The following is a 701-nucleotide window of genomic DNA, read 5'->3' as shown; positions in this document are numbered from 1 at the left end:
CTGATGGACTGGCTACCGAAACAGTGCAGCAAGCACAAGTGGGCACCCAAAACCTACGAATCCAACCTTTCCACCATCCAGAACCTTATTATCCCCTATATCGGCAGCATGGCGATGCAGAAACTCAAACCCTACCACATGGAAAACCTCTATACGACCCTGAGCAAAACGCCTTGCGGTTCGTATATCGAGGGAAAGAAGCAGGAACTGACCGAAAAGCAGAAGCAGCGTTTCCTTTCCGGCACAACGATCCATGAGGTGCACCGGCTGCTGGGCACTGCCTTCCAGTATGCCGTAGAGTGGGGCATCCTTGTCAAAAGCCCTGTTCCCGTGGACAGCCCCAAGAAGTCTACGCAGGAGCGCACCATCTGGACGGTAGAGGAAATGAGGGCGGCTCTGGACAGCATGGAGGACCCCATCCTGCATCTGGCAGTCCACCTCACACTGGTGGGCGCACTGCGAGAGGGCGAGATCGTAGGTCTGACCCCGGAAGATCTGGATTTTGATGCTGCGGATGGCATCGGAACCTTCCGTATCAACAAGTCCATGCAGCGAGTGCGAAAAGAAGCCCTAAACCAAGTGGACGATGGCTGCATCATCAAGGTATTCCCGGACAAGCTGGAGCGCAGCACCACTTCCCTCATCCTGAAAAGCACCAAAACCGCATCCTCCTGCCGTACCATCTTCATGACTTCTGCTCT

Annotated in this window: 1 protein-coding gene; it reads left to right on the top strand. The window is 54.8% G+C overall.

Features of this window, described 5'->3' with window-relative positions; translation table 11 throughout:
- Positions 1-701 (top strand): tyrosine-type recombinase/integrase (locus WMO17_RS13090; RefSeq protein ID WP_494337419.1); only part of this gene is annotated, 701 nt, incomplete at both ends.

The sequence above is a fragment of the Faecalibacterium faecis genome, from assembly GCF_040096475.1.
GTDB classification, from domain to species: Bacteria; Bacillota; Clostridia; order Oscillospirales; family Ruminococcaceae; genus Faecalibacterium; species Faecalibacterium taiwanense.
This window is presented reverse-complemented; position numbering and strand designations above follow the sequence as displayed.